Source organism: Candidatus Thermoplasmatota archaeon, assembly GCA_038884455.1.
Taxonomy (GTDB): domain Archaea; phylum Thermoplasmatota; class E2; order DHVEG-1; family DHVEG-1; genus JAWABU01.
In genome coordinates this window covers 1-26,873 of the sequence record JAWABU010000006.1, presented here as the reverse complement: position 1 = coordinate 26,873, position 26,873 = coordinate 1, and the positions used below count along the sequence as shown (strand labels likewise).

Sequence of the window (26,873 nt, the reverse complement as noted above, 5' to 3'; positions counted from 1 at the left end):
AATTTATATAAAACTATCGTTTTCGAATATTTAAATAATCAGGAGTGTTCTTTATCAGAGATACCATGAATGTATTCAATGGTGTTTCAATCCCATGTCGTCTTCCATACTCAACAAATTTCTGGTTTATCTCATTAATCTCGGTTTGTTTTCCCCGTTGGATACTCTGAACCATAGATGAATAATTATTTTTTGTTTTCTGAAGCACTTGTTTTGTCAGAACCAGCAGCTCCTTGAAATCAACATTGATCTGTTCAGCTTTGGCAACAGCGGCTGCCTCAAGACATATGTGTTCAACAACGTTTTCAATAATCGGGTTCTTCAGCAGATACCCATTTTTACACCTTAGAAAAGCAGTTAATGGATTAATACTGGCATTGATAATTGCCTTCTTCCAAATCTCAGAATAAATATGATTACTTACGACCGTTGGTATTCCTGATTCAGAGAATACCTTCGCCAGCTCGTCTACTCGATCTGTTGTTTCTCCAGAAAGATCCCCGATAAGTGTTGTGCCAAAACCAGTATGAACAACCCATCCTGGTTTTTTATAGAACACTCCCTGTGTTGTAACACCAGCAAGGATGTTCTGTTTAGGAAAATACGACGTCAACACTTCAATATTGCCAAGACCATTCTGAAGGGTTAAAAGAAGACATTCTTTGTTCAGATGTACGGATAACTCCTGCGCAGCATTAAATGTGTCATATGATTTAACCGTAATGATAATCAAATCAGGAGGAAAGGAGACCTCTTTGAGAGATAGAACCGCTTCAAGATGGATCATCCTTCTTGTTTTTCCTGAAATCTTCAGACCATGATGACGAACCATAGTGATATGCTGTTCTCTACCAAGTAAGGCAACCGTGTGTTGTTTTGCAAGCATACCTCCGAAAAATGAACCAAGAGCACCTGCACCAAAAATAACTATATTCATGCATGTACCTCAGGAGTTTTAACCTGTTGTTGAACGTTTTCAACATCCAATGAAATCAACGGATGGAGAACGGGCAGGTTAAGTTCTTTTTTTAACCACTGAATCTTTCGTAGCTCCTCTGCGGTTTTTAATTTGTTTCCTACCACAACTGCATCATAAGTATCTTTTGCTGCTAAATCGTTTAAAAAGTAAGTGATGTTCTGTTCAGAATCTTCAAAGATATAATATTTCGGAGAGATATACCAGGTCCTACAAAAATCTTTTAAGGGTTGTATCAGCGCTTTGTTTACTACAGCAAACTCAACCCGACAACCTCTTCGCAACAAAAACCAAGCAGCAAGCAGAGAATCAGTGTTCTCAAGAAGTGCAAGTACGCATCCCTGACTGCCTACGGGAAAGCCGCCAGGCCCACGAATTTTTTCAAAAAAAATAAATGCTTTTTTGTCCCGAATTTCAATAAACAGTTCAACGTTAGGCTTTTTTAAATCGACCCGTGCTTTTGTTTTTTCACCGATTTGTGCTCCTACGTGTATGGCAACATCTTGGCTGGTAAATGAATGCGTTCCTGTGCGAGTCACGCGAAGCGCAAAGCTTTTTGTAGGATCAAGTAAACTATCAGTATATTGAAAACAAGCTTTCGTGATACTGTCGAAATTACTTGCTGTTTGAATAGCAGGACTAAAGGAGGTGATCCCAAAAATTTTTTCTAACAACTGCACACTCTCTGAAATTTTATCTGTTTCAAGATAAATCCTGCCCCATTCTCGATGGATCCTACAAGAAATATTTTCTAACGTCAGTGCATATTTAATATTGTGAATAAGTTTTAATTCAAACTGATTTCGAACATACCGACTTTTTAACGAAAGTTCTCCGTATCGAATGATGATCAAATCAGCGTCCATGCAACTCAACATATACCTTTGGTATAACTTAACATTTTCGTATGATCCTGATTATATGTGATGAATACCTTCAAAATGAATGGAAAACCTTGAATAGTGGATACTGATTCACGTTTTTTTACACAAAAGATATGTACTCTTTTTTGGGGGTTTTTTTAATGAAGAACATCATCATCAAAGGTGCACGAGAACACAATCTGAAAAACATTCATGTGACCCTACCTCGTGACAAATTTATTGTAATTACAGGCCTATCAGGTTCCGGAAAATCAACGTTAGCATTTGATACGATCTATGCAGAAGGTCAGCGTCGATATGTTGAATCCCTTTCAGCATATGCTCGGCAGTTCCTTGGGTTGATGAATAAACCTGATGTTGATAGTATTGAAGGTCTCTCGCCAGCGATATCAATTGAGCAAAAAACAACCAGCAAAAATCCTCGGAGCACGGTTGGAACAATCACTGAAATTTATGATTATCTCCGTCTGCTTTTCGCTCGGATTGGTGTTCCTCACTGTCCAATCCATGATGTAAAAATTGAATCACAAACCCCCCAACAGATCGCAGAACGCATCGCTACTGAACATAAGCAGATGGTAGTAATTCTAGCGCCATTAGTTCGTCAGAAAAAAGGAACCTACGAGCAGCTTTTCAGAGATTTGAACGCTGAAGGATACCTGCGGGTTCGAGTCAACAAACAGATATGTCGAACTGATGAGGAAATCAATCTTGAGCGATATAAAAAACATGATATCGATCTTGTTATCGACCGTGTTGATCCTTCAGATATTTCACGGTTAACTGAAGCCTGTGAACATGCACTGCAAAGATCAGACGGATTACTTCTGGTTCTTGATGAAAAAAATACTGAATATACGTATTCTGCAACAATGGCATGTCCGCACTGCGGTTTTATCTTCGAAGAACTCCAACCACGAATGTTTTCCTTCAACAGCCCATTTGGCGCCTGTGAAGAATGTCATGGCCTTGGCATTAAAATGGATTTTGATCCAGATCTCATTATTCCAAACAAGGAGCTGTCAATTGCCGATGGTGCAATAGCTTTATACAAAACACTCAGAGATGGCTGGAGGAACCATTATCTCGGTGCAGTGGCGAATCATTACGGTTTTTCGATTTTTACACCAATCAAAGAACTCAATGAAAAACAGTATAATGCACTTATGTACGGATCAACAGAACGAATTATGTATAATTTATCGATGAAAAACGGTGATGTTCACTACTCTCATGTTGGCGGTTGGGAAGGCCTCATCCCCCAATCAGAAAGACTCTACAAACAAACAGAATCAGAGTATCGACGACGCGACCTCGAACGTTTTATGCGAATATCTCCTTGTTCTAAATGCCAGGGAAAACGGCTGAAACAAAAAGTACTTGCCGTGAAAATTGCTGGAAAATCAATTATTGATATCACAGATATGTCGATTCAACAATGTCGGCAGTTTTTTGAAACGCTTATCTTGTCAGAAAAACAAACAGAAATTGCAAAAATAATCCTCAGAGAAATCAAGACACGTCTCTCATTTCTGGAAGATGTTGGTCTGAGCTATCTGACCCTTTCACGAAACGCAGGAACACTTTCTGGCGGCGAAGCTCAACGCATTCGACTTGCTACTCAGATTGGATCAAATCTCATGGGAGTCATCTATATCCTTGATGAACCGTCGATCGGTCTCCATCAGCGAGACAATAAAAAACTGATAACGACGTTGTGCAAACTTCGAGATCTTGGGAATACTCTCATCGTTGTGGAGCACGATGAAGAAACCATTAGAAATGCTGACTATGTTGTTGACATGGGGCCAGGTGCAGGTATACACGGTGGAAGCATTATTGCAAAAGGAACTCCTCAGCAGATTGAAAGAAATCCGAGATCACTCACCGGACAATATCTTTCAAAAAAATTATGTATTCCGATTCCTGAACGACGACGCTCCTCAACATCGATGATACGATTAAAAAATTGTTCTGAAAATAATCTAAAAAATATCACGGTTAACATTCCAACAGGTATTTTTACTGTTATCACCGGTGTATCAGGTAGTGGAAAATCAACGTTGATCTATGAAATACTCTACAAAGGCCTCATGAAAAAACTGTATAATTCAAAAGAACAACCAGGAAAACACGACGCGATCATTTGTGATACACCGATTGATAAAGTTATTGTTATTGATCAAAGTCCAATTGGAAAAACACCGCGGAGCAACCCGGCAACCTATACCAAGGTGTTTGATGAAATCAGAACCTTATTTGCAAGAACTCCTGAAGCAAAACTACGAGGGTACAAAGCAGGTCGATTCTCATTTAATGTACCAGGTGGTCGATGCGAAACATGTCAAGGAGACGGGATGATAAAAATTGAGATGAATTTTCTTCCTGATATTTACATTGAATGCGAAGAATGTAAAGGAAAACGATACAACAAAGAAACACTTGAAGTTACCTATAAAAATAAAACCATAGCAGACATCCTTAGTATGAGTGTTGAAGAAGCACAAAACATCTTCCAAAATATTCCTTCGATTTCGAAAAAACTTGACACCCTCAACCAAGTAGGGCTTGGATATATCAAACTTGGACAAAGCGCAACCACGCTTTCTGGTGGCGAGGCACAACGCATCAAACTTACCAGAGAACTTGCAAAAAAAGACACCGGTCATACGCTCTATCTTCTGGATGAACCAACGACTGGTCTTCATTTTCATGATATCAGAAAATTGATTAACGTTCTCAATAATCTGGTGGACAAAGGAAACACCGTAGTTGTCATTGAGCATAATGTTGACGTGATCAAGTCAGCTGATTACATTATTGATCTCGGACCAGAAGGTGGAGATCTTGGAGGTTACCTCGTTGCAGTTGGTACTCCTGAAGAAGTTGCTGCTAACCCTGAAAGTCACACGGGGAAGGTTATCCGATCAGTACTTTATGAAACACAGACGCTATGATCAATATAAAAAAAATTCCATCAACACCTGGTTGTTATCTCTTCAAAGATGCAGATAACAAAATACTCTACATTGGAAAAGCTGCAGATCTCCGGAAACGAGTTGCAAGTTATATCCAACGATCGTCGAGTGATCAGAAAACAGTTGCACTCATGCAGCATGTTGTTTCAGTTGATTTTATTGTAACAAATACTGAGCTTGAGGCATTTATCCTTGAAAACATCCTTATTAAAAAACATCAACCAAGATATAATATCAATCTTAAAGATGCAAAAACCTATGCGTATATCCACATCACGAACGAAGAATATCCTCGACTACTTGTTGCACGGCAGAAAACCAATGAAGGGAAATATTTTGGTCCTTTTGTCTCTGCACAAGAACGCGATTATATCCTTGCGGTACTTCAAAAAATCTTTCATCTTCGAACCTGTAAAAAACTCCCAAAGAAAGCATGCCTACGGTATCATATTAATCTCTGTGACGCCCCCTGCATTCAGCAGATATCAAAAGACGCCTATAGCCAAAAGATACAGCATGTCAAAATGATTCTCTCAGGGAACATAAAAAAATTAATTGAAAGTCTCACAAAAGAAATGCATCAGTATGCTGCAGATCAAAATTTTGAACAAGCATTACAAATTCGAAAGCAGCTCGAAGCACTCCGTCACCTTCATCAACGACAATATGTTCAAAGAACTGTTACCTATAATGAAGATGTCATCCACTATCAACTAAAAGATGGTACTGTATACCTTATGATGTTTAACGTCGATAAAGGAACGCTTGTCAATAAACAAGAATATATCTTTCCTGAAACTACTGATTTCTTCGAAGAATTTCTTATTCAATATTACTCAGAAAATCCGATACCTTCAAGAGTTATTGTTCCGGTGAAATTATCAGCAACCCTGCATCATTTTCTCGAAACACAAAAAAAGAAAAAAGTACATATTATTTCACCGAAAAAAGGAGCAAAAAAACAGCTACTTGATCTTGTGTATAAAAACATTGACTTTACCTTTTTTGGGGATTCCTTAAAAATCGAAGAACTAAAAAGGCAATTAAACCTACCCGAAACACCCACGGTTATTGAATGTTTTGACATATCACATCTTCAAGGAACACTCATGGTTGGATCCATGGTGCAGTACCGAAACGGTAAACCTGATAAACAAAACTACCGGCGGTTTCGCATACGAACAGTGGACGGTGTCAATGACGTCGCAGCAATCGCAGAGGTTATCAACCGGCGGTACCAGCGATTACAACAAAACATGCAAGAATATCCAAATTTAATTATTATCGATGGTGGACGTGGACAATTGAGCAGTGCATACGCAGAGTTACAAAAACTTGGGATCAACATCCCGATTATTGCTTTAGCAAAACAGTACGAAGAGATCTATCTTCCTGGGAAGCAGCAGCCAATTCGGTTAGACAAAAAAGATAAAGCATTACATTTCATCCAAGAAATACGGGATGAGGCGCATCGTTTCGCACTTTCATATAATCGCCTATTACGGAAAAAAAAGTTGAAAGCATGAACCAATTTAAACTCACTACAAATCTTGTACCTAAAGGATCACAACCTCAAGCAATCCAGCAACTGGTTGAGGGAATCAAAAAAAACTATACCTGTCAAACATTACTTGGTGTAACCGGGTCTGGAAAAACATTCACCATGGCTCATGTTATTCAACAAATTCAACGGCCAACCCTCGTGATCGCACATAACAAAACCCTTGCAGCTCAGTTGTACAGCGAGTTTAAAGAATTTTTTCCAGAAAATCGAGTAGAATATTTTGTTTCATACTATGATTACTACCAACCAGAATCATATATTCCTCAACGTGATTTATATATTGAGAAAGATGCTGATGTGAATCCAAAAATTGAACAGATGCGACTTTCTGCTACAGCATCACTACTCTCACGACGCGATGTTATCGTTGTTGCCTCTGTTTCGTGTATTTATAGTGTTGGTGATCCTCGTGATTTTGCACGTATGGGTTTTGAACTAACCAAAAATCAAATCATTGACCGAAGAGATCTTTTAAGAAAATTACTAGAGATGCAGTATGAACGAAATGATATCGACCTGCAGTCCGGAAGGTTTCGTGTGAAAGGAGACATCATTGATATTGTACCTGGGTACTATCATAATATTATTCGTATTGAGCTCTTTGGTTCTACCATTGAATCGATCAAAGAAGTCGATAAAACAACAGGAAAAACCGTTGATCATTTTGATTATTTATTTATCTATCCTGCAAAACACTTTGTAATACCTGAAGAAAGCAAACAAAAAGCTATAAGATCTATTAAACAAGAACTCGAAGAACGTCTCCCGCAACTTGGTATGTTTGAAGCTCATCGGTTAAAACAACGCACCTTATATGATCTTGAAATGATTGAGGAAACCGGTTTTTGCAAAGGAATTGAAAATTATTCACGTCATTTTGACGGGAGAAAACCTGGCGAAAAACCATTTTGTCTGCTTGATTATTTCCCCAAAGATTTTCTCTTATTTATCGATGAAAGTCATCGGACACTACCTCAGATTCAGGGAATGCAACATGGTGAATATTCTCGGAAAAAAGCATTGATTGACTATGGGTTTCGATTGCCGAGCGCATTCGATAATCGGCCGTTAACCTTCAATGAATTTGAACAATACCTACATACTGTTATTTTTGTCTCAGCAACACCAGCTGACTATGAACTTACTCATTCCCAACAGATCGTTGAACAAATCATCCGACCAACAGGATTGGTTGATCCACCAGTTGAGGTTCGAAAAACCACGGGTCAAATCGATGATCTCATCGCTGAGATTCAACGCACCGTGAAGCGAGGTGATCGAGTCCTAGTTACAACCTTGACGAAAAAACTTGCTGAGGAACTCTCAGAGTATCTTGCTGAAAAAAAGGTTAAAACACGGTATCTTCACTCAGAGATTGATACCCTTGAACGTAGTGAGATTATCAGAGAACTTCGACTCGGGGTTTTTGATGTTCTTGTCGGGATAAATCTCCTGAGAGAAGGTATTGATATCCCTGAGGTTGGTTTTATCGGTATTCTTGATGCTGACAAAGAAGGATTTCTGCGGGATGAACGTAGTCTTATTCAAATCATTGGTCGTGCTGCTCGCAATGTGAACTCAAAGGTAGTGCTCTATGCAGATACTATGACCAAATCTATTGCACAAGCACTGCAAGAAACCAATCGCAGACGAAATATACAACTTGAGTATAATCAAAAACATGGTATTATTCCTACAACAGTTGTAAAACCGATTAAAGAAAAAGTTGTTGAAATAACTGACACAAAACATATTCCACGAAAAGATATTCCAGCACTGATTATTGATCTTGAAATCCAAATGAGAAAAGCATCTGATGATCTTGATTTTGAAAAAGCAATCATGCTTCGGGATAAGATCAATAAATTAAAACAACAAATAAAACAGTAGAGTATTTACTGCCCAAATAAAAAAATATTCTTATATGTCGTCAAAATATGGAGATAAGCAACCCGGTTTTACCAGGTGGATACCGTATGAAAGAAGGAAAAAAAAGAACCATTGCAAAATCAATAAGCTATCGAATCATCTGCATTATCAGCCTTGCTCTTGTCACCTATATTTTTACTGGCAATATTCTTCAGATGACTAGTATCGTAGTTGTTTTTCAGACAATTCAAACAGTAATCTATTATTTCCATGAACGCGCATGGGAGATCATCAAGTGGGGCCATGCATAATTTATTGTTTCCTAGAGTTGTTTTATAAATCAACTCATCATATTTTTTAAAGATGAACAATTTTTTGGTAAATCATACTCTCTTGTTTAAAAAGTGCAGGAGAAGGGATTTGAACACTAATTTACTAGTATGCTTCCTCATTTCTCTGCTGTTGAGTACAAATCATCATCTTTGTTTGGAACATCAACGGCAGAGCTATGTAATATACTAGTAAATTTTCTCATTCTGCTGATCTATGTACATTTTTACTAGTATAATTGATAATCGTTCCCGTCGACTATCCGTTTAGATTATGCCATTCAGCTAGTTGGGAATACTGGAAACAGATCCACCTCGCAAAACGATGTCAAATCAATACTCCTGTCGAGATTTGAGATTCACAGGTATAAATCCCTTAGCATCTATCATGCTGATTATTCTTTGAGAGGTTATAACTTCATTCTATGAGAATTCTTCCGGTACAGATGAATGATTTTTTTGGGTTAATTTATCTCCCCAGTTCCGTTGCATGCTGGACAAGTTCCAGAACCACGAAAACGAGAGCAAACGCGGTCTATAATTACTCCTATTATTTTTTCCGATTCCATGACAACGACTGCGTTCTCCATTTCCTCTACCACTAGCACATTTTTTTGCCATATCTAGAACATCGGTGACAATGATAGTATTTGTCAAGCTGACCGAAAAATCCATACAGGAGTTCTTTGATTACATATCTGCATGGATGGGATGCAACAGCAGATCATAGAACTGACACAACGTATCCACAAATTGGAACAGCACGTTGTAGATCTGGAACAAGAGAATAAAGAACTCAAGGAAAAGATCACCGAACTTGAAAACAAATTACGCCAGTATGAGAATCCTCATACGCCATCCTCTCGACAACGGTTCAAAGGAAACATCGGCAGAAACAATATTTCTTCTGGAAAACATGGGGGAGTAGTGGGCCATCAAGGTGCCAAGCGGCACATACCTAAACCTGATGAAATCATTCCAGTGACTGCAGATAATTGTCCAAGATGTGGTTCTTTTCTTGGAGATCCAATCGATGTAGAATCACGGACGATTGAAGAAATTCCTCCGAAACAAAGAACGAAAGTAACCAGGTATGATTGTTATACGTATGACTGCCCAGCATGCAGATACAGGGTGACTGCTACACACCCTGATTGCCCACAAGTTGGCAATCTTGGTATCAGTTTGATGACCAACATCACCCTTCTGCGCTTTCAACTGCGTGGCGTTATCAGACGTATTCAAGAGTTCTTGTGGTGCCACTGGGGTTTTGATGTAAGTCATACTGGTGTCAACGATGTTCTTCTGAGAGTTGGGCATGCGTTTCAACCAAGGTACGAACAGCTTCTGTGGAAAATCAGAACTGCGCGTTTTGTCTATGTTGACGAAACCGGTATACGAATTCTTGGTCAGAACTGGTGGCTGTGGATCTTCCGAACCGATACCGATGATGTCCTGGTAGTGATCAGGAAATCCAGAGGACGGGATGTCCTTGAAGAAATCCTTGGTGAACGGTTTACTGGAGTCGGGGTGAACGACGGATGGCGCGTATACAAGTGGCTACCTGTGGTGCAACGCTGTTGGGCACATCTCCTCCGTGAGGTGGATGAGTACAAGGATGCTTCAGAGCATGGACGATTGCTGTCTGAAGAGATGCATCGGAAATTCAACCGGTTAAAGGAGTTCCTCGGAACGGATCCATCGATGGAGGAACGACAACGACAGAAAGAAATTTGGGATGAAGAACTTCAGATCTTGGTGGATGAATACATCGAGTATCTGGATGTACGAAAGGTGGTAAAGTACATCGAAAACGGACTTGGCTGTTGGTACACCTGTCTGTTGTACCCCGGTATGCAGCCAACCAATAACTTAGCTGAGCAGTCGATTCGAGAACATGTGATCATGGAAAAGATCATTGGGACTTTTCGATCACTGAAAGGACCGCAGAGTTATCAATATATTGCCTCGTTGCTTGCAACGTGGAAGTTACAAGGGAAAAATATTGCGGAAGAGACTGAGAATCTCCTCAGAAGTGAGCTCTGTCTATCTGGAGCTTGACAAATACTATTATTATAATATATAATAGAAAAATTATGATATTTATCAGTATTATACAACAAAATAATTTTATTTCAATAAAGATGCTTGTTTACACTACGCCGCCAATAAACAAGCAATCTTTTTCATTATTAAATTATATATAATAGTTGTATGATAATTATTAATACTTCAAAACGTGCGGTGTTATATGTATCAACAAAAAATAATCCAAATACTACTCTGTTTCCTATGTGTCCTACTCGTAAGTACAATCCCTATCGCAGAATCACTAGGAACACCACATGCACAATCTGACAATAAGACGATTATACATACTCAAACACAGACGACGACAAATACTATAAAACCAGGAGAAATTATTGATATCTCATTTTCAACTAGATATCCATCACTTGATGAACCAATGTTTATCGACATCACGATCATGGGGAATCCATTCGGTCATCCCTTCTACGAGCTCATTGAAATAATCGACGAATACTATGGTATCATTGCTTCTCCCCAAGGAATCCGGGTGATCTTTGGAGAACTTCCTGTCACTTCCGGAATAATTCTTATCACTAGAATGCCACGACAAACAGTTACTATCGAATATTATCCTAGCATTATCGGCAACCATACCTTAAAATTCAGAGCTGGTTGTCATCCTGAAAAAATCGAATACCTCACCGTTGGCTTCAATCAAGATGGCATCATGTATCCTTCAATTGGATGTCCTCAGATCATCAGCAGAGATGAAGAAAACCAACTCGTCATCCTTCTTTCAGAACAACGAGACAACCATGCAGATGCAATTACGCTTTACGAAGTTCTGCTTCAAGATACCACGACTCATGCCACCTATACTCTGGATCAAAACACAGAACACTATCGTTTCTGGATTCACCGAGGTAACACTCGGAGAGAAGATGAACTTATCATCCATTGCTCAATTGATGCCATCCCTAATGGTTTGTATGATCTCTATGTCCGAACCGAACGAAAACAATACTCCTGGAAACATGCCGTACAAATCCAAAATTCTGAACCCTGTCAATACACCGTCGTACACCTCACCGATATTCACATCGGCAAAGCGTATACCCCGTTCTTCGAACAACTTCGATTCCGGAGAATATTATCGTATATAACTAAAAACATTCAACCAGCATTTATTCTTATCACTGGCGATATTGTTGACTGGGCGAATACCAAAAACCATCATCAGAATTTTTATCAACGATTCCATCATCTGATAGAACAATCAACCATTCCTATCTATACCCTGCCTGGAAATCATGAACGGTATGAACATCGATTCATCCGAGGATATCGTCCCTACATCAACATGCAAGGATACCATCGGTATCTCAACCCCTTTAATGACTACGCTTTTGAATACGGCAATATCACTTACATCTGCCTTGACAGCGGATATGATCTTAGTAGACTCGACCGCGGCATTACTCCCGAAGCAAGCGGTTTAACCACGACACAACTACATCTTCTTACACAATACTTTGGGGATACCCATTTATGTCAAATTATTGCCATGCACCATCCTGCAGTTAATGATAAAAACGACAAAGGATTCCAATCGATACCAAACCCGTATCCCAGTGGAAATAATGAATGTATCACAAAAAATCGACAAGACTTCATTACCTACTGTGTTCATCATAATGTTGCAGTTGTTCTCAGTGGTCATTCCCATAAAAACAAAGTTCTTGACAGTATAGGAAAACCAATCGTAGATCAACAGCAGCATCCTGCTTTTATCCAAACTGCATCTTCTACGAGGAGCAGAAACGGCATTTTGAGAACCATTACAGTTGCCAATGGTACTGTTGTTGACTATGCACTTTCAACACTCTAAAAAAAAGTTTTTTACTTCAAAAAAAATAAACATTGATCATACCAGTTTTTTTCCATAAACAACAAGAATCGGCCCGCCAAAAGTATAGATAAAGAGTGCACCAAGTAACAAAAAAATCATCAGATTATGATACGCAGTATATACGATGAGAACGCCGAGGAGTAACAGTGCTGCCGCACCATTGGTAACAGGCCCTGGTTTTGGAAAACGGATCGGAGATACCAATGCAGCTGCAAGAATACAAAGAATACCTATCATAATTTCTGGTTGGATCTGCAACAGACAGAACCCAAGAATAAAAAGCATACTTGCAGAGGCTGGAAGTCCGTGAAAAAGAGTTGTATCTTTCCATAAATGGAACATTGCCAAACGAAGAACACAGGCGATAAAAACCAGCACGCAAACACCCAGCAAAAGGAAAAACAGAACAAATGAATGAACCGTAACAGGGTAATACAGGTATAAAACAACCGCGAGTGGTGCAATTGAAAGCGATGCCATATCAGCCATAGCTTCTAAGTATTCACCGATACTACTTTTCCCAAAACGCCGCGCAACTATACCATCACAACCATCGGCAAGAACAGCAATAAAAATCAAAGAAATAGAAAGGCGGAGGTGATCAGCAAAAAGCATAATAAGGGAGAGAAAACCACACGATGCATTCAGAAGTGTAATGATATCGGCACGTCCAAGTATATTATCCTTTAATATCTGCAAGTTTGTCAACCCCTGCTTTGACCGTATCTTTTTTCTGAACGCAGACGTTAATCTTATCTCGAGGTAAAAAAACATCGACCCGTGAACCAAATTTTATCAAACCGAAACGTTGTCCTTTCTGCAATGCATCATGATGTTGAACATACACCATGATACGACGTGCAACTGTGCCAGCAATCAGAACGATTTTCAGCACACCAATTGATGTTTGAAGTAATAGTGTCATTTGTTCATTTCGCTCTGATTCTTTTTTAAACGCCGGAATATGTGATCCTTGACAATATCGAATATCAATTACAGTTCCTTCAAGAGGAATGCGGGTAACATGAACATTATGAATATTTAAAAACGTTGAAATCAGGATACAATCACCGATATCAGGATCATGTCGTTCAACAATATCACGAATGATGCCATCAGCAACTGCAACAATACCATCACCAGTTTTTCGCTCAGGATCTCTAAAAAAGACAAAAAGAAGGAAAACAAGCAATAAGAGCACTGCTGCAAAAAAAATAAAAACCATTCTCAGGAGATTTTCAACGAAAAAAGCCCCAAGGATACAGAGCAGGCAACACAGTTCTGTATAGAAAATTGTTCTAAAACCACCTTTCGCAATCTTCATCATATCTTCTCCTTACGTCTACTCCAAACAATCTTAAAAAAATTCTCAACAGGCCCTTGCCTTTTCGGCAGCCTGAGTATATTCATGATCTCGTCATAGAGCTGAGGAGTAATTTTAAAGGTGATGAAGAGAAGAACAACCAAAGCGATCAATGAACCAGCTTTTGCGATAACATTATGAGCAAGATGAAAATCTGTAATATTGTTACCAACGAGAAAAATCACCGAGGCATTTCTCAATAGATTCAAAAAATATATCGGGACAACAGTGATAACGATACCAAGTAACCTGCGTTGAAGTGGTGCGATTGACAAAGCACCAAGCATCCCGATAAAAAGAACCATCGATTGAATCGCAGTACATGCAAAAATAATACTTATCGATGTGTTTTGATAAAGTATGACACTTGGATAGTTTGGATTAATGGTTGCATGCAATCCAAAAAGATTCATAAGGTGAGCGCTCTGCTGCGCAACCAGTTCAATTAAACCTTTTTTAAAAAAAGGGATGATGCTTGAATCAAACATAAAATAAATCAGTCCTGCAATAAAGGTACCTCCAGCAAGCCAATTCAAACATGAAGGATACTGTTTTTGCCGTATGGACACCCATTCATGATATGCGACATACATCAAGAAATACACGCCAACAATACAAACCACGGCATTAAAAATATCTCCATCCTCAGAATAATATAAAAAACTTGGAAGGAACGCCCAAAACATCATAAAAGCAGTCCACCCTAGGATTTTAAGGACACTTGCACAAGATGGTTCTTTCCAGAAATAACCACATCCCAGCAGGAGCAAACCACCAAAAAGAGGAACATACAAGAGAGGATTGGACTCTGGCGAAGCAGGATACGGAAAAACCACAAAACCAAGACACAGCATACCTGTCGGAAGTAGGAAAAAAATCAAGGCAAACAAGTTAGAAGAGACACAACACGATTTTCTCATGATTTCCTCAGACCTGCTCGTCTCTAAAATACGACGATGGTTTAAGACACTTATGTAAGAAAAAGAACAACCCGAACGTTAAGACAATTCAAAGAAAGAAGAAACGATGAAGGTATTATTTCATAAGTTTTGCATATGCTGCTGCATTCAGTAAACTGTCTACTTCTTTTGTGTCTTTGATTTCCAGTTCAACAAGCCAACCCTGATCATAGGGACTGCTATTGATTTTATCTGGGGAGTCCTCAAGATTTTTATTCACAGCGACAACCTTTCCACTTACGGGTGCATAAATTTCTGATACCGATTTAACCGATTCAACTACACACAACTCGTCACCTTTTTTTACTTCTTTTCCAACACTTGGAAGCTCCACAAAAACAATATCGGTGAGCTCAGATTGCGCATGATCGGTGATACCGACAATAGCTTTTTTTCCTTGAATCTTTACCCATTCATGGGTTTGTGTGTATTTCAAATCATCTCGTACTTCATGTCCCATAACTCTTTCACACCTCTCTAGTTATTTTCAATACCTCATATAAATATTTGTTTTAGGTATGCTCAGCCCAGTCTTTTGGTACAAACGGTGGTTTGACCACAACAGCATGTATCGGTTTATCGCGAACAATAATATCGAGCGTTGTTCCTGGTTCACGAAACTCCTTTGCCACATACCCCATCGCGATACCTGTGTTTAAACAGGGTGATAGTGTTCCACTCGTCACAATACCAACTTTTCGACCGTCTTTATATATATCACAACCGTGACGCGGAATACCTTTTTCAGTACATCGAAGACACGTCATCCTCGGAAAATCATTTTTTTCTTTCTGCTTGAGTAATGATTCTTTACCGATGAACTCATGATCCCATTTAATCGTCCAGCCAAGTGTTGCTTCAAGCGGCGTTCGTCCTCCTGCAAACTCATTACCTGCAAGCATGAAACATTTCTCTAACCTAAGGGTATCTCGAGCTCCAAGACCAACAGGTTTAATACCGAACTCATCACCGGAAGAAAGAATTGTTTTGAATACTTTTTCTGCTTTTTTCACAGGTGAAATCTGCAGTTCAAAACCAGCTTCTCCAGTATATCCGGTATATGAAAGAATACAGGATACCTTGTCAACATCAGCGTATTGACAGTCAAACGGTTTCAGAGTATCCAACGACACATCAGTCAGTTTCTGAAGGGTTTGCCGAGCTTTTGGGCCTTGAATCGCAAGAATCGCATAGTTCCTTGAAACATCTTCGATTTTCACCTGATACTTATGTTTTTTTGCCTGTTCCTGTAACCAGGTTGCTACAATCGTATTCATTCCTGCGTTTGGAATCATCATATATCGATCATCCAGATGCATAAAAATCGTATCATCAATAATGGTTCCATCCTCACGTAGGATCACGGTATACTGGCTTTTTTGATCTGGGATTTTTGTTGCATCTTCAACTGTTGTCATACTGATCAATGATTCAGCATCTTTCCCTGAAATCCAAATATTACTCATATGAGACACATCGAACAAACCAACATGTCTTCGAACTGCCATATGTTCCTCACGAATCGATGAATACTGTACCGGCATCTCAAAACCTGCAAATTCAGTGAACTGCGCACCAAGTTTTTGTTGCACGGTATACAACGGTGACCGCAATGCCATAGGAAAAACCCCGTTACACCGTATCGAGAACACCTAATTTAACGTTTCGAAAAAATATTTATCACATTGTATCGGTATACCCTCCAGAGTATGAAGGAAACAAAAATCAAAGGAGTATATCAGGAAAAAGACCGCTTGTTTACGGTGAATCCCCCCCAGTGTCACGGTATGAAAGTGTATAATGAGCGGCTCGTCACCGTTGATGATGTCGAATATCGTTCATGGAATCCCTATCGAAGTAAACTTGCTGCAGCATTACAAAAAGGATTAGTTCTTGATCTTACACCAACAACATCGGTTTTATATCTCGGTGCAGCAACAGGTACAACCGTGAGTCATCTCTCCGATATTATCACTCATGGAATCATCTATGCCGTGGAATATTCACCGATTGCAGCAACAAAGCTGCTCACGGTTTGTGAAAAACGAACCAACATTATTCCCATCCTTGAAGATGCTTTTCATCCTGACCGCTATAGCCCTTATGTATCTCCAGTTGATCTCATCTACCAAGACATCAGCCAGCGGAACCAAGCAGAAATCTTCATTACAAATATCAAGAGATATCTAAAACCTGATGGACGAGCACTTCTTATGGTAAAAGCACGAAGTATCGATGTTGCTTTAAAACCAAAACAGGCCTATGAACAGGTAATAAACATCCTAAAAAAGGATGATCTAATTGTCCATCAAAAAATCGAGTTAGCTCCTTTTGAAAAAGATCATGCAGCACTGCTCGTATCAAGAAAGTAATCTAACCCTTGTCATCATTAAATTTTCATATTAATTTCTTCGAGCATTTTATTAATAATGTACGATGGTGCCTGTCGTAAAAAATTTTTATAATGATTCTCAGGGATAAGCGACGACGAACAATATTCTTGCGCTTTTGCAAGATGTTTTTGAATTTCACTGAGATACAATCTTTGAATTTCCGGTGAATTTTTTTCTAATTTTTTCTTAATTGATCGGGCACGCAATGAACCATTTTTAATTGTTTTTTTATCCAAACGAGACAAAAGTGGAAGCACCACACTATCGATCATTTCACCTTTCGTCAAATCAACAAGATCATCAGCAAGCTGATACGCAAATCCAACTTCACGACCGTATCCACCTAACACTTCTGCAACCGAATCTGATGACTGCGCCCATAAAGCTGCTGCCTTACATCCTGAGGAAAATAACGTTGCAGTTTTCAAATCAATAATTCTACTATAGATTTGGAAAAACTTTGAATCAGCTGAAATCTGACCATTGTTTAACTCTTTACTGTTGAAATTCACCTCGCTGAGCTGACCATCAAGTGTTCCCTGCCATGCATTAAGATACAATCTAGCAAACCGTTCACCATGTCGTAACGCCATATCAAAACCAAGGACCAGCATCTTATGACCGATGAGTATTGCATTATCTAAACCAGCAGTAACATAAAAAGCAGGTTCACCACGACGATATCTATCACCATCAATAATATCGTCATGAATTAATGAGGCACCATGAGCAAGCTCAATACCGACACACCCTTCAAGAAAACGCTCATACACATCAGACGACTCTTCACCTTTGGTACATGCTTTAAAAGCTATCGATGCAAGTAACGGTCGTAACCGTTTACCACCTTTCAGATTGAAAAGGATTTTTTCATCATTAATAATTTCTGATATCTTCCGTTCGATATCTTCCAATGATTTACGAAGAAACGTCTCCAGAGTCACTGATTGCTCATACATCATATCAACCAAACTGATCTGTCTTAAATCGGAAACGACCTTGATATCAATTTCTATATAATATACTCTTCTATGGATCCTATTCATAAAACCTTGCTAAAAAACATCGGCAGCAGGCTTAGCCCTTATACGAACGAGCAATAATATATACCTCTGAGCTACTTTTCCGTGAAGCATCTGGAGAAAATTTCTTGACCAGCTGAAAACGGTGTTTGACTGTTTCAAAAAAAGCAGGGGTATCAGCTCCTTCAAAGATTTTACAAACAAAATGACCTTTTGCTTTCAAGATTTTTTCAGCTACCTGAAACGCATGCTCACACAGCCAAACGCTTCGAGCCTGATCAACCGAATAGTTCCCAGAAATATCTGGTGCCATATCTGAAATAACAACATGTGCTCGCGAACCGCGCATTTCATCAAGAATTGCTTGAACCGTTACCGGATCAGTAATATCACCTTGGATAAAGGTAACATGTTCAAGTGATTTCATCATCGAGATATCAACGCTAATCACTTTTCCACTGCTTCCAACAAGTTCTGATGCAACTTGGCTCCAACCTCCTGGTGCTGCACCGAGATCAACAACAAGATCACCAGGAGAGATAATATGAAAGCGATTATTGATCTGCTGGAGTTTAAACGCAGAACGAGCACGATATCCAACTCGTTTAGCTTCGTTATAGTAAAACTCTTTTTTTTTCTCGCAATACCAACGCGTCATAATTCCTGAGAAAAGATAAAAAAGATTGATTTAAAGAATGATGTCGATGTCAAGTCGTTCAGCAAGCTCTTTGTATCGATTCCGAATGGTTACCTCGGTTACGCCGGCAACATCAGCAACCTCTCTTTGTGTTCGGCGCTCACCACAGAGAATTGATGCAATATAGATCGAAGCAGCAGCAACACCGGTTGGCCCTCGACCACTGGTTAGTTCTTTATCAGCAGCATCTTTTAGGATTTCAATTGCTTTTGCTTGAACATCACCAGATAGTTTTAACTCGCTACAGAATCGAGAGATATAATCCTGCGGTGACGTCGGCATGAGTTTTAATCCAAGTTCACGAGCGATAAAACGATATGTCCGCCCAATTTCTTTTCGAGAGACTCGTGACGATGCAGCAATTTCATCTAGAGTCCGAGGTACGTTGCATTGTCGACATGCGGCATAAAGTGCAGATGCAGATACCCCTTCAATACTCCGCCCGCGGATTAAATTTTTTAACACTGCCTTCCGATAAATCATCGCAGCGGTTTCTCGAACGGTACGCGGAAGACCCATCCCTGACGCCATACGATCAAGTTCAGATAACGCAAAAGCAAGATTCCGCTCAGTAGCATCGCTGATGCGGATACGACGTTGCCATTTTCTGAGACGGTACAGCTGCGCACGATTCCGTGTTGGAATTGACTTACCGTAGGAATCTCGATTTTTCCAACCGATCATCGTTGAAAGACCTTTATCATGGATAGTATACGTCATCGGTGCGCCAACACGAGCACGTTTTTCTCGCTGATCACTGTCAAACGCACGCCATTCCGGCCCATGATCAATGAAATCTTCATCAATGACTAACCCGCAGTCTTCGCAGACAAGTTCTGCTCTGGTATAATCTTTACTTAGATGGGTACTGTTACATTCAGGACATTGAACGATTTCTTCAATACTTTGCCGTTTATCTTTTTTCTTTTTTGATTGAATTTGAACCATAAGCACTCGGCCCCCATTCGTCCATGGTTTAATACTTTTCGATATGCTTTTAAGGCCTATGATGTCACTTCTATATATACTTTTTGCTAATGGTTTTTTTAAATACTCTAGAGAGAAGCTATGGTTTTATTTTTGATTGGGGATCTGGCTTCGCATTTTTAATGCGTTTTGCACTTTTAATCCCAATTCTGCCCTTTTATTCTGCTTCTGATTAAAGATGCAAAGCCACAGTACCTGTAATATTTTTATACATCATCATAATACCAAGTCCCATATACATACCACATGGGGGACCCCGTTGTATGAATCTCTCAATACCACCAGAACCAGTAATGTTTAAACAGCAATCTGCTGAATACCAGAAAAAAAGCTGGGATGTCGATAGTCTCATCCTTTGGTTTGGCAACCGCCTCCCCAGTTATCTCTGGAATGATGGTGGCTGGTCACAACCACTCAAAGCAGAAGGATACACTTGGCAGGGATTTCTCAAAATACTCTCACTTCATAAAAAAGAGATGATCCGATGGGTACACAACACGCTCTCATGGAATGAGTTTCTTAGAAATATCCAAGATACCATCAAAGACCCTGTGTTTAAGGCAGTCATTCAACAAGAATAAAAAAGGAGTTGATCTACACTATGATATCAGAGAAAAAAGATGGATATCAAATCGTGCTCACCGCATCACGCGTTGAAGCAAATGAATTTGACAACAACCCCTTTCAAGCATTTATCTGCACCTTTCCCCATAAAATCTCAGGGCTCGCACTTCGAGAATACCTAACAAAACTTGAACATAATCCAGATGGTACTGCAAAACGAACGATTTATGGTCTCCGAAAAGTCGAAGCAATGCTTGTGGAAGCATTCGGTGAAGAAAATGTTGTCGTAGCCCACTATGATCATCTGGACAAATTTATTGGGAAGGATACAAAAATTGTAGGAATATCCTCCATGGATCCAATGGGGCTTGCCTATGTCTCAACAACGTACAACTCACTTATTGGATTTGGTGGAGAAGCCCTCAATTCTCTTGAGTTTAAAAAACTAATTAACCATCCAGCAATACAAAAATACAAACCAAAAATCATCGTCGGTGGTGCAGGATCGTGGCAGATCAGTGAAACCAACATGCAAGAACAACTTCGAATCGATCTGCTCTTTGACGGTGAAGGAGAAGAAGAACTTGTCACCCTTTTTAAAAAAGTGCTCAACAACGAGCCAACACCATCCTATTTTAAAGCACAAAAACCAGATCGAAAAAAAATTCCACTTATTCGACATGGTGCATGCTACGGTATGGTTGAGATTACCCGTGGGTGCGGACGAGGATGTCAATTCTGTAGCCCAACCATGCGAACAAAATACTCTTTTCCGCTAGATCACATCATGAAAGAAGTAGCAATTAATATCAGAGATGGTGCACAATCAATCTTTACCGTGACCGAAGATATCTTTCTCTATAAATCAAAAAAAGGATTCATTCCAAATCGAGATGCAGTCGTTAAACTATACAAAACTATTGCACAGTATCCTGGCGTCGAATATATCCTTCTGTCGCATGCGTCACTTGCACCGATCATTTATGATAAAAAACTCCTCGAGGAACTGACGCCAATTCTTTTAGAAAAAACACGATGGACACCAAAGAAGAACAGTACTTACAAACAACCTTTTGTTTCGGTTGAAATCGGTATTGAAACTGGAAGTGTTCGACTCATGCAAAAATACATGAAAGGAAAAGCACTTCCCTACAGCGTCGACAATTGGCCCGAACTTGTCGTTCAAGGGATCGGTCTGCTCAATGATTATGACTGGTGGCCGCTCTGCACAATTATGACCGGGCAGCCAGAAGAAACTGACGAAGATGTTATCGCAACACTCAACCTTATTGATGATCTCCGAGCGCATAATGCAAAAATGTTTTACACACCGGTTTTGTTCATCCCGCTCAAAGACGCAGTGCTTGGACATTGCCATAGAACCAATCTCAATAACCTCACCGACCTTCAATGGGAAGTTCTAGCTCGTTGCTGGAAAAACAACATCGACTTCTGGGCTCCAGAGAAAAAATGGGCGTTAAGCCCGGTGTTCTTCTTCAGTCATTGGTTGTACTACCGCTGGAAACATGGTAAAAAAGCAACACATCCCATGATGCATCTCGCAGGGTTCCCGTTAAACCATAAAATTGAAAAACCATGTGATCCAAACTACTGCGTTCAAAAAGAGCTGACACTTGAATCATTTGACGATGAAAATCAGGAGCTCATCCCGCCGCTATCATAAAAATATCTTGTTAGTGAGGATGCATAAAAAACGCTCGATATGCAAGATACGCAGCATAGACATCAACTTTACTGGTAATCTCATACGGGGAATGCATGGAAAGCACTGCTGGTCCTAGGTCAAGCACCTCCATACCAAGCCGGGCGAAAAACTTAGCAACAGTTCCGCCGCCACCTTTGTCAACCTTACCGAGCTCTCCAGTCTGCCAGGGGATCTTATAGGTATTTAACAGGTTTCGGATTTCAGCGACGTACTCTGCAGAGGCGTCATGAGCAGCATATTTACCGCCATGGCCAGTATATTTTGACATCACCACGCCATTGCCTAGTGATGAAGCATTCTTTAATTCAAAAACATCAGTATAATTTGGGGTTACCGCAGCGTTGACATCAGCTGAAATAACTTTTGATTTCAACATCACAGCATCAACATCAACGGTTGAATCAAGACTTTTTATAATTGAACGGAGAAATGGTATCACCTGTGCAGTGACATTTCCCTCGCTGCCGATTTCTTCTTTATCAACAAATAAAGCAACTGAAGTATAAGGAGTTTTGTCCACATCAAGTATTGCTCGTAATGCAGTATATGCACAGACACGATCATCCTGGCCATAACCGCCAATCAACGAACGGTCAAAACCAACATCTCGAGGTTGAAACGCTGGAACTGCTTCAAGTTCAGCTGAGACAAAATCTTCCTCAGTCATACCGTAATCTTCATGTAATTTTTCAAGAAGTGCGGTTTTGATTTTTTCCTTGCCTTGTCCAAGAATCGGTTTACTCCCGATAACGATATCAAGACTTTCTCCTTTAATTGCCTCATCTAGCTTTTTCGTATCTTGAACGTCATGCGAGAGATGCGGGAGAAGATCAGGAACAGCAAAAACTGGATCTTGAGGGTCTTCTCCGAGTTTAAACAACACCTTTTTTTTATCCTTTCGAATCACAATACCATGTAATGCAAGTGGTATTACCACCCATTGAAAGTTCTTGATACCACCATAATAGTGGGTTTCAAACAATGCAAGATTACTATCGCCATCTTCAAAGAGTGGGTTTTGTTTTAAATCAAGTCGTGGGGAATCAATATGTGCGATGATTAACCGTATCCCTTCAGAAATCGACGTGGTCCCTGGAACGACAACTGCTGCTTCTTTTTCTCGATTCACGATACAGTGTTTTTTCTGTTGTCGTGCAGCATCAACGATATATGAGATGACTTCCCGTTCTGTTTTTGCAGTCTGCAAAAAATGTTTATATCCTTCAGCGAAATCAAATGATTTTTTAATCTGTTCTTTAGTAAAGATCTCCCATGCCGATTTTTTTTTCAACGCATATCTACTTTCTTTTTCACTCATTTGAACTCCTCAAAATACAAAAAAGGCATCAACTAGAACCATAAAAAGATACCGAACAATCAAAATACTGGAAAAAAAGATTTGTGTTATCGTCTGAGGATATAGATAATAATCGCGATACCAATCAAGGCAATGATTATTATAGCAGCAAGGAAAATCAAGAGATTATTCGGAGTTCCTTCAGTTGTTGCACCTGTGATTTTGATTGTTCCTGTGTCGGTTGCTGACTGTTGCGGCGTTGAACTATCAGTAATTGTTAAGGTATAGTTATAGGAGCCTGGTTGTTTATAGATATGAATCGGGTTTTGTTCCGTTGCTGTTTCTCCATCGCCGAAATCCCAATGATACGTATACGGTGGAAGCCCAGAAAATGGAACTGCTGTCGCATTAAATTGCACCGGTTTTCCTGCCTCAGCAATATTCGTTGCCTCCGCAATTGCCTCAAGTGGAGCATTAGGCGCCGTGTCAACAAGATAAACAAACGCCGTTTCATCGAGTTCATCCATATCGAAATCATCAAAACTTGTTAGATTCATCTTGATAAAAAGAACTTCAACTTCAAGTGAATCGTAGGTCTCAGTATCTGAACGCAAATTAAATGATATTGTTAATAGATCATTATTCACTGAAAAATCAGCAGATGTTAAATTGATGATCTCTGAGTCAGAATAGATTACTTGTGCTTTTTGATTAATATAAATAAGTTGATAGGAATCATCAGAGGTAATGACAGTGACCCCATATTGAACGTAGTTAAAATTAAGACTGGAAAGATCATCAACATTTTCAAGTGTATTTGCAATGTTTCCCCGATTTTCGATACGTCCATACACTGAAAGTGTGACTGTTGCCCGTGTACCAAGTTGATCATAGGTCACTGTTTTGATATCGATATTTTTCACTTGGATATCAGGATGGGTGGTCACAAGTTTACTTTCTTCAGTCATATAATTAATGGTTACAACATCGTTTGGACCATCTTGGATCACTTCTAATGCAGTCACCGATGGCAGTATCAAACTCAAACAACAAAGACATGTCATAAGTATGCTGGTGATAATTTTCTCTACTTTCATATCTCAATCTCCCTTTTATTTTTCCTACTTAGGCAGCGCAATGATATTGTGATGCCTTTATTGGCTTATGCTATTTAAAAATATTGCTCATCGTCTGAGGATCGTGGCATCGACGAATGCACTCATCAAGAAAAAAAAGAAGGAGTTATTGGAGTTTCTTTTTTATTTCAGTCATTGTTGTAATCATACTTTCCATGGTTGATTGCAACGTTCCCAACGTTTCATGAACTGAATCAGTCACAACTGCTCCTTGTGGTGATGGCCGTATCGCACCACTCTGTTCGAGTGTCCGTAAAGAGTATCTGACCATATGTTGGGGTTGGCCGGTTACCTGGGAGAGGCGGATGATGCCAATCGGTCCATGCTCTTGTACAGTTTTTAAAATCTCAATGTGTCTGCTCAGAAGATCAATTTCTTTTTCTGCGACACTAGTAATTTCAAATTTAGTTTTTGGTCGTTCTTCCAAAAACAAATCACCTCCGGGTTAATTGTTAACACATAGAATGCGCAGTTGGTATTTAATACTTTCTCCGTTGATAAAAATCAAAAAAATGAAAAAAAGGGTTACTGAATTACCAAAGAAGGATCTCCAAGCAATGTCATCTCTTCAACGGTTTTATAATCAGCATCAAAAACCTGTCCACCACCTGCGATAAATGCTGTGGTATATGCAGTGATGCATTCACCCCATACTTTTCCAAGAATTTTATCTTTGTACAATCCTTCGAACAGATGCACTTCCATCCATCCAAAAAGTCGATCATCTTCACTACTTCCGTAACTTCCATATCCAATACCAGACGCACCATAGGTAGCAATAGCGCCACCCATCTTTTTTTGAACCAATGACCAACTCAGACAATTTGCAGTTTCTGAAAACTTACTGCATGAACATGCATTAAAAACTACCACCGGGAGTTTGTAGAAATTATACATCCACGTCGCATCAATAAAGAGAAAACCATTCCATCGATATCCTTGGGGAATCCAGACTGAGTCATCACCTGGTGGATGTGTTGCCCAGCTTGCATAACTCCCATGACCAGAAAAATCAACAAAATCAGCATTCTGATAAAACGCAAGAATGCAGTTCATCTTGGTTAGTTTCCCATTTGAACCCCATAACTGGGTTGTCGTATAACCTGGAAGTTTTTCCATGACACGTTCGTTACAATACTCGCCCTCATTGATGTTTTCAGCATCTCCTGGAAACGTATCACCGCCCATCTGAACTATTTTGTTCGTCATCGTATTTTTTGTGGAGTAACTAATAATTTTTTGAACCACTGTTTTCACCTCAGCAAGATCATGACAGGCTAACCGTCCGAGATACACATCAGGATACAGATCCACCGCATTAGTATCATAGGGAAACTCACCATATCGATGGTTTCCGTTACTATCCCAGCTTGAAAAATCAAGCGCAGCATTGTACAGATCAGCATAGTACAAATCTGAGGGGAAATACTCTTCATACCCTTGCGTTGGAACCCATGTGTTTCGAACCGGGAACTTCTCAGAGCCTTTCACACCACTACCAACAAGAAGGACATACGTGATACCCCAGGTTTCTACAGCTTGTTTAATATAATAGACCTTTTGCGTAATTGTAAAACAAGAATAACTACTCTCTTTTAACCTCCCGATTTACTATTTTTTACTCTGGTTGTATGGTAAAATTCACTAGACCACAGACGATAGACGTCATACGATCGTATCGTGTGAGTCTGTTTCTAAATTCTTGCCCCATGATACGGAACTTTTTCATCCTGCCGATGGTGTGTTCCACGATCACCCGTGCTTTCCTCTGTTTTTTGTTGTATCGTTTCTCCTGTTTGGTGAGCTCTTTTTTCTTTGGTTTTTTAAATGGAATATTCACATTCAACAATGGGTAGTCTGTTTCAATTCCGTAATAACCGAGGTCAACACCGAGTTCGACCTTCGGTGGTAGTGGTGGCGGACCGGTTTTCTTGAACAGATCATAATCGTGTTTCTTTCCGTTCTTGTGTTTGGTTTTATGCAGGATCAGTCCTTTTTTGTTGACCATGATCTGCGTCTTCACCATATGTTTCTTTTTCTTCCCAGAGTAGTAGTTTTTTCTCCGCTTCAAAACCACCAGTTTCACCAGTCCAACATTCTTCATCATCACCAAGGTTTCACAGAACCACTTGTATCGTTTCTCCTCAACCTCGGCATCAATCCTCTGAAACATCTGATGATGCACGGTC

General features: G+C 39.6%; 24 protein-coding genes. 9 read left to right on the top strand and 15 right to left on the bottom strand.

The genetic code is table 11. From position 1 onward, the window contains the following. Positions 1-13: 13 nt before the first annotated feature. Complete coding sequence (locus QXL17_01920; protein ID MEM4257894.1) at positions 14-937, bottom strand: 2-dehydropantoate 2-reductase; 924 nt, start codon at positions 935-937, stop codon at positions 14-16. Beyond that, the gene (locus QXL17_01915) at positions 934-1,854 is read right to left on the bottom strand and encodes a THUMP domain-containing protein (protein MEM4257893.1); all 921 of its coding nucleotides are present in this window, start codon (positions 1,852-1,854) and stop codon (positions 934-936) included. The genes QXL17_01920 and QXL17_01915 overlap by 4 nt, the downstream gene beginning before the upstream one ends. Before the next feature lie 146 nt (positions 1,855-2,000). Between QXL17_01915 and uvrA the strand changes: the two genes are divergently transcribed. The 6 genes from uvrA to QXL17_01885 all read left to right on the top strand — a co-directional run bounded on the left by uvrA (position 2,001) and on the right by QXL17_01885 (position 12,519). After that, positions 2,001-4,817 carry an excinuclease ABC subunit UvrA gene (gene uvrA / locus QXL17_01910; GenBank protein ID MEM4257892.1) on the top strand — a complete coding sequence of 939 codons (2,817 nt, stop codon included), beginning with the start codon at positions 2,001-2,003 and terminating at the stop codon, positions 4,815-4,817. Continuing rightward, entirely contained in the window at positions 4,814-6,364 is a 1,551-nt protein-coding gene (uvrC, locus tag QXL17_01905; protein ID MEM4257891.1) for an excinuclease ABC subunit UvrC, read from the top strand. The genes uvrA and uvrC overlap by 4 nt, the downstream gene beginning before the upstream one ends. Next, complete coding sequence (uvrB, locus tag QXL17_01900; GenBank protein MEM4257890.1) at positions 6,361-8,292, top strand: excinuclease ABC subunit UvrB; 1,932 nt, start codon at positions 6,361-6,363, stop codon at positions 8,290-8,292. Before uvrC ends, uvrB begins: the two co-directional genes overlap by 4 nt. Before the next feature lie 86 nt (positions 8,293-8,378). Further along, positions 8,379-8,582 carry a DUF2061 domain-containing protein gene (locus QXL17_01895; GenBank protein ID MEM4257889.1) on the top strand — a complete coding sequence of 68 codons (204 nt, stop codon included), beginning with the start codon at positions 8,379-8,381 and terminating at the stop codon, positions 8,580-8,582. A 729-nt stretch (positions 8,583-9,311) separates the two neighbouring features. Continuing rightward, entirely contained in the window at positions 9,312-10,661 is a 1,350-nt protein-coding gene (locus tag QXL17_01890) for an IS66 family transposase (protein MEM4257888.1), read from the top strand. Positions 10,662-10,851: 190 nt separating this feature from the next. Further along, positions 10,852-12,519, top strand: a complete 1,668-nt coding sequence (locus QXL17_01885; GenBank protein MEM4257887.1) for a metallophosphoesterase — start codon at positions 10,852-10,854, stop codon at positions 12,517-12,519. A gap of 36 nt (positions 12,520-12,555) precedes the next feature. Here the strand turns inward: QXL17_01885 and QXL17_01880 are convergent, their stop codons facing one another. The 5 genes from QXL17_01880 to gcvT all read right to left on the bottom strand — a co-directional run bounded on the left by QXL17_01880 (position 12,556) and on the right by gcvT (position 16,481). Next, positions 12,556-13,239, bottom strand: coding sequence for a CDP-alcohol phosphatidyltransferase family protein (locus tag QXL17_01880; GenBank protein ID MEM4257886.1), 684 nt, complete (start codon positions 13,237-13,239; stop codon positions 12,556-12,558). Further along, the gene (locus tag QXL17_01875) at positions 13,220-13,867 is read right to left on the bottom strand and encodes a phosphatidylserine decarboxylase (protein ID MEM4257885.1); all 648 of its coding nucleotides are present in this window, start codon (positions 13,865-13,867) and stop codon (positions 13,220-13,222) included. The genes QXL17_01880 and QXL17_01875 overlap by 20 nt, the downstream gene beginning before the upstream one ends. After that, positions 13,864-14,823, bottom strand: a complete 960-nt coding sequence (gene artA, locus QXL17_01870; GenBank protein MEM4257884.1) for an archaeosortase A — start codon at positions 14,821-14,823, stop codon at positions 13,864-13,866. Before artA ends, QXL17_01875 begins: the two co-directional genes overlap by 4 nt. A gap of 115 nt (positions 14,824-14,938) precedes the next feature. Beyond that, the gene (gcvH, locus tag QXL17_01865; protein MEM4257883.1) at positions 14,939-15,322 is read right to left on the bottom strand and encodes a glycine cleavage system protein GcvH; all 384 of its coding nucleotides are present in this window, start codon (positions 15,320-15,322) and stop codon (positions 14,939-14,941) included. Positions 15,323-15,374: 52 nt separating this feature from the next. Further along, a complete protein-coding gene (gcvT, locus tag QXL17_01860; protein MEM4257882.1) occupies positions 15,375-16,481 on the bottom strand; it encodes a glycine cleavage system aminomethyltransferase GcvT in 1,107 nt (368 codons plus the stop codon). Between the two features lie 90 nt (positions 16,482-16,571). Here gcvT and QXL17_01855 point away from each other — a divergent pair, with 90 nt between their 5' ends. Further along, positions 16,572-17,234, top strand: a complete 663-nt coding sequence (locus QXL17_01855; GenBank protein ID MEM4257881.1) for a fibrillarin-like rRNA/tRNA 2'-O-methyltransferase — start codon at positions 16,572-16,574, stop codon at positions 17,232-17,234. 17 nt (positions 17,235-17,251) lie between these two features. Here the strand turns inward: QXL17_01855 and QXL17_01850 are convergent, their stop codons facing one another. The 3 genes from QXL17_01850 to QXL17_01840 all read right to left on the bottom strand — a co-directional run bounded on the left by QXL17_01850 (position 17,252) and on the right by QXL17_01840 (position 19,922). Next, positions 17,252-18,217 carry a polyprenyl synthetase family protein gene (locus QXL17_01850; GenBank protein MEM4257880.1) on the bottom strand — a complete coding sequence of 322 codons (966 nt, stop codon included), beginning with the start codon at positions 18,215-18,217 and terminating at the stop codon, positions 17,252-17,254. A 115-nt stretch (positions 18,218-18,332) separates the two neighbouring features. Further along, positions 18,333-18,935 (bottom strand): RlmE family RNA methyltransferase, encoded by a 603-nt coding sequence (locus tag QXL17_01845; protein MEM4257879.1) that lies wholly within the window; start codon positions 18,933-18,935, stop codon positions 18,333-18,335. Positions 18,936-18,965: 30 nt separating this feature from the next. After that, positions 18,966-19,922 carry a transcription initiation factor IIB gene (locus QXL17_01840; GenBank protein ID MEM4257878.1) on the bottom strand — a complete coding sequence of 319 codons (957 nt, stop codon included), beginning with the start codon at positions 19,920-19,922 and terminating at the stop codon, positions 18,966-18,968. Positions 19,923-20,224: 302 nt separating this feature from the next. Between QXL17_01840 and QXL17_01835 the strand changes: the two genes are divergently transcribed. Together QXL17_01835 and QXL17_01830 are read left to right on the top strand one after the other, a co-directional pair. Then, the gene (locus tag QXL17_01835) at positions 20,225-20,542 is read left to right on the top strand and encodes a hypothetical protein (protein ID MEM4257877.1); all 318 of its coding nucleotides are present in this window, start codon (positions 20,225-20,227) and stop codon (positions 20,540-20,542) included. 20 nt (positions 20,543-20,562) lie between these two features. Beyond that, on the top strand, positions 20,563-22,209 hold the full coding sequence (locus QXL17_01830) for a radical SAM protein (protein MEM4257876.1): 1,647 nt from the start codon (positions 20,563-20,565) through the stop codon (positions 22,207-22,209). 10 nt (positions 22,210-22,219) lie between these two features. Here the strand turns inward: QXL17_01830 and QXL17_01825 are convergent, their stop codons facing one another. The 5 genes from QXL17_01825 to QXL17_01805 form a co-directional block, all read right to left on the bottom strand. Continuing rightward, positions 22,220-23,569, bottom strand: coding sequence for an aminopeptidase (locus QXL17_01825; GenBank protein MEM4257875.1), 1,350 nt, complete (start codon positions 23,567-23,569; stop codon positions 22,220-22,222). A gap of 86 nt (positions 23,570-23,655) precedes the next feature. After that, positions 23,656-24,645, bottom strand: coding sequence for a PKD domain-containing protein (locus QXL17_01820; GenBank protein MEM4257874.1), 990 nt, complete (start codon positions 24,643-24,645; stop codon positions 23,656-23,658). Between the two features lie 145 nt (positions 24,646-24,790). Beyond that, positions 24,791-25,111 carry a hypothetical protein gene (locus tag QXL17_01815; GenBank protein MEM4257873.1) on the bottom strand — a complete coding sequence of 107 codons (321 nt, stop codon included), beginning with the start codon at positions 25,109-25,111 and terminating at the stop codon, positions 24,791-24,793. Between the two features lie 98 nt (positions 25,112-25,209). Next, the gene (locus tag QXL17_01810; GenBank protein MEM4257872.1) at positions 25,210-26,232 is read right to left on the bottom strand and encodes a C25 family cysteine peptidase; all 1,023 of its coding nucleotides are present in this window, start codon (positions 26,230-26,232) and stop codon (positions 25,210-25,212) included. A 70-nt stretch (positions 26,233-26,302) separates the two neighbouring features. Then, the coding region (locus tag QXL17_01805; protein ID MEM4257871.1) for a transposase family protein at positions 26,303-26,873 on the bottom strand (571 nt) is incomplete at its 5' end.